General features: G+C 71.3%; 4 protein-coding genes. 1 reads left to right on the top strand and 3 read right to left on the bottom strand.

Annotation, left to right across the window (positions count from 1 at the left end):
- Positions 1 to 489 (top strand): DUF8176 domain-containing protein (locus tag QH470_RS15810; protein WP_483243938.1); only part of this gene is annotated, 489 nt, incomplete at its 5' end.
- Between the two features lie 2 nt (positions 490 to 491).
- Here the strand turns inward: QH470_RS15810 and rsgA are convergent.
- From rsgA to QH470_RS15795, 3 genes are all read right to left on the bottom strand, one after another.
- Positions 492 to 1493 (bottom strand): ribosome small subunit-dependent GTPase A, encoded by a 1002-nt coding sequence (gene rsgA, locus QH470_RS15805; RefSeq protein ID WP_280273120.1) that lies wholly within the window; start codon positions 1491 to 1493, stop codon positions 492 to 494.
- Positions 1490 to 2794: a 3-phosphoshikimate 1-carboxyvinyltransferase gene (aroA, locus tag QH470_RS15800; RefSeq protein ID WP_280273119.1), complete on the bottom strand. Its 1305-nt coding sequence runs from the start codon at positions 2792 to 2794 to the stop codon at positions 1490 to 1492. Before aroA ends, rsgA begins: the two co-directional genes overlap by 4 nt.
- Before the next feature lie 65 nt (positions 2795 to 2859).
- Positions 2860 to 3513 carry a Uma2 family endonuclease gene (locus QH470_RS15795; RefSeq protein ID WP_280273118.1) on the bottom strand — a complete coding sequence of 218 codons (654 nt, stop codon included), beginning with the start codon at positions 3511 to 3513 and terminating at the stop codon, positions 2860 to 2862.
- Between the last annotated feature and the right edge of the window lie 253 nt (positions 3514 to 3766).

Below are 3766 nucleotides of genomic sequence, written 5' to 3'. Positions count from 1 at the left end.
GGGGGGGGGGGGGGGGGGGGGGGGGGGGGGGGGGGGGGGGGGGGGGGGGGGGGGGGGGGGGGGGGCGCCGCCCCCCCCGAGTCCGGCGCTCCCGTCGCGGCTCCGGTCCCGCCGAAACCGGCCTGTGCGTTCGAGCAGACGGGCAGCCTGACCATCGGCAACGGCCCCGGCGACACCGCCAGCGGCACGGGCGCGATTCTCGGCTTCGAATACGCGTTCTACGCCGAACGCAGCGGCCGCAGCGCACAGGCCTTCGTCGCGCCCGACACGGTCAACGTCTCCCACGCCGAGGACATGCAGCGCGGGATCGACGCCGAGATCCCGATCGGCACCACGCACTGCGTCCGCGTCGTCGAACGCGCGTGGGACTCCTTCGACGTGGACATCGAGGAACGCCGCCCGAACGGCACGGTGAACGTCTACAAACAGCACATGCACACCGTGGTCCGCGACGGCCGCAATGTGATCTACGAGATCTCCGACCGATAGGCCTAGCCGTTCCCGACCACCCACGGATCGTTGGCGTTGAGGGCGACGAGCAAGTGGCGGATGGCCTCGACCCGGCGCTGCTTGCCGGGGAGTTCGTCCAGGGCGCATTCCGGGTCGGCGGGCGGGCCGAGATGGGTGCAGCCGCGCGGGCAGTCCTCGATGGCCTCGGCGAGGTCGGCGAAGGCCTGGATGACATCGTCGGGCGTGATGTGGGCCAGGCCGAAGGAGCGAATGCCGGGTGTATCGATGACCCAGCCGCCGTCGGGCAGCGCCAGCGCCACCGACTGGGTCGAGGTGTGCCGCCCCTTGCCCACCCCCGACACCACGCCGACGGCCCGGTCCGCTTGCGGCACAAGGCGATTGACGAGGGTCGACTTGCCGACGCCGGAGTGGCCGAGCAGGCAGCTGAGCTTGTCGCGCAGCAGCGCCTCGATGTCGTCGAGGGGGTCGTCGCGGCCGCCGAAGACGATGGTGAGATCGAGATCCCGGAATTCCGTGGCGAATTCGGATTCGGCCACCAGATCGTGTTTGGTGAGGCACAGAATCGGTTCCAGCCCACCGGCATACGCGGCCGCCATGGCGCGCTCCACGAAACCGGTGCGCGGCGGCGGGTCGGCCAGTGCCACCACGATGAACAACTGCTCGGCGTTGGCCACCACCACCCGTTCGAACGGATCGGTGTCGTCGGCGGTGCGCCGCAGCACCGTGCGGCGGTCGGCCACCCGCACGATCCGGGCGAGCGTGTCGGTGCGGCCGGACAGATCGCCGACCACGTCGACCTGATCGCCGACCACGATCGGGGTGCGGCCCAGCTCCCGGGCCCGCATCGCCACGATCGGGCGGTCCGGGTCGCTGTCCAGCACGCAACTCCACCGGCCCCGGTCGACCCCGATGACCATGGCCTGCTCCGCGTCGCGGTGCTCGGGCCGGGTTTTCGTGCGAGGACGCGAGCCCCTGCCCGGGCGCACCCGGACATCGGACTCGTCGTACTCGCGGCGTCTCAGCGCACCGCTCCCGCCGGGCCGGCGTCGACCTGGCCGTCGGACAGCATGGCCTCCCACAGCTCCACGAAGTTCGGCAGTGTCTTCGCCGTGGTGCCGATGTCCTCGATCGTCACGCCCGGCACCCGCAGGCCCAGGATGGCGCCGGCGGTGGCCATGCGATGGTCGGCGTAGGAATGCCACTGGCCGCCCCGCAGCGCGGTGGGCTCGATGTGCAGGCCGTCCTCGGTCTCGGTGACCTTGCCGCCGAGGCGGTTGATCTCGGTGGACAGCGCCGCCAGGCGGTCGGTCTCGTGGCCGCGCAGGTGCGCGATGCCGCGCAGCCGCGACGGGGAATCCGCCAGCGCCGCCAGCGCCGCGACCGTCGGGGTGAGTTCCCCGACGTCGTGCAGATCGATATCGATACCGGCGAGCCGGTCCGGGCCGCGCACCACCAGTTTGCCGTCGGAGCGGCGGGCCTCGGCGCCCATGCGCACCAGGATCTCCCGGATCACGTCGCCGCCCTGGGTGGTCAGCGACGGCCAGTGCGGAACGGTCACCTTGCCGCCGGTTACCGCCGCGGCGGCCAGGAAGGGGGTGGCGTTGGACAGGTCGGGCTCGACGTCCCAGTCCACGGCATGGATCGGGCCGGGCGCCACCGACCAGACCTGTTCGGCGCGCGGCCCACTGGGCGCCTGCACCTCGACCCCCGCCTCCTGCAACATCTGCACGGTCATCGCGATGTGCGGCAGCGACGGCAGCGGCGCGCCGTCGTGCCGCACGGTCACGCCGTGCTCGAAGCGCGCCGCCGACAGCAGCAGTCCGGACACGAACTGCGAGGAACCGGACGCGTCGATGGTCACCTCGCCGCCGCGCAGCGTGCCGGAGCCGTGCACCACGAACGGCAGCGAATCGCCGTCGATCTCCACGCCGAGCTGCCGCACCGCGTCCAGAATCGGCCCGAGCGGGCGCAGCCGGGCCTGTTCGTCGCCGAAGAACGCCACGTCACCGTGGGCGAGCGCGGCCACCGGCGGCAGGAAGCGCATCACCGTACCCGCCAGCCCGCAGTCGACGGTCGCATTGTGCAGCGCCTCCGCCGGGGTGACGGCGAGAGTGTCACCGTCCCCGTCGATTTCGGTACCCATCGCCCGCAGCGCCGCGATCATCAGATCGGTGTCGCGGCTGCGCAGCGCACCGGTGATGGTCGAGGGGCGGTCGGCGAGCGCGGCCAGAATCAATGCCCGGTTCGTGATCGATTTCGACCCGGGCAGGGTCACAGTCGCGTGCACGGAGTGCTCGGTATGGGGCGCGGGCCAGAAACTCACGCCCCTATCTTCTCCTACGACCGGTCGGAGACACCCCCCGGTCACGAACTCGTGACCGGGCGAGTTCAGAATTCGAGTTCGGACCAGGGGATATGGATCGGGAAGGGGTGGTCGATCACGATGCCCTCCACGTCGGCCGGAGACCATTCGCCGATGGCGAGATAGTTGGCGGGGTGCAGCGGACGCACTCCCTCGGGAAGCTGCCCGGGCCGCGTTTCCAGGGCATGGGCTCGGACGGCATGGATCGCACTGTCATCGCGAGCCAGGTGGACTTCCCAGTACCACGGAATTCCCGCGTCCGCGTAACGCCCCTTCTTCGCATCGATATCGACCGGCGTGTTGGACGGCGAGAGCACCTCGCCGACCAGCAGCACCTCGTCGGCTCGAATGTCCTGATACGGCCCGTCCGAACACCGCCGCACCATGAAATCCGGTGTAGCGAAGTCGGACTTGCCGGTACGGCCGAAGAAGATGTTCGTCTCGAAGCTGGCACGCCAGCAGCGCTCGGGATCGTTCGCCATATCCTTCCGCGCCGCCCGCTCCAGCGCATTCCACAGCCGCCCGATGAATACTTGGTGCTCATCAGGGCCACGACGAAGCCACACCACGCGGCCGTCCCACAACTCGATCTGTTCCGCGATCTCGTCCGGGAGCTTCTCCAGTTCCTCCCACGTCATGTATTCGGGAAGGTCCGGCCGCTCGACGCGAGGGACTGACATGTGCCAATGGTAGCCGGAGGGGGGGGGGGGGGGGGGGGGGGGGGGGGGGGGGCGGGCGCCCCCGGCCCCGCGGCCGGCGGGGGGGGGGGGGGGGGGGGGGTGGGGGCGGGGGGGGGGGGGCGGGGTTGGGGGGTGGTGGGTTGGGGGTGTTCTCTCATGATGAGCGTCGCTCGGGGGTGGGGGTCTGGGTTGCGCTTGCCCGGGGGGGGGGGGGGCGGCCACGACCGCGGGTCCACGGTCGCACTGTGGGGAC

The organism is Nocardia wallacei, from assembly GCF_029868745.1.
Classification (GTDB): Bacteria; Actinomycetota; Actinomycetes; order Mycobacteriales; family Mycobacteriaceae; genus Nocardia; species Nocardia wallacei_B.
Note: the sequence above shows the minus strand (reverse complement) of the source record. Positions and strands in the feature narration are given on the sequence as shown.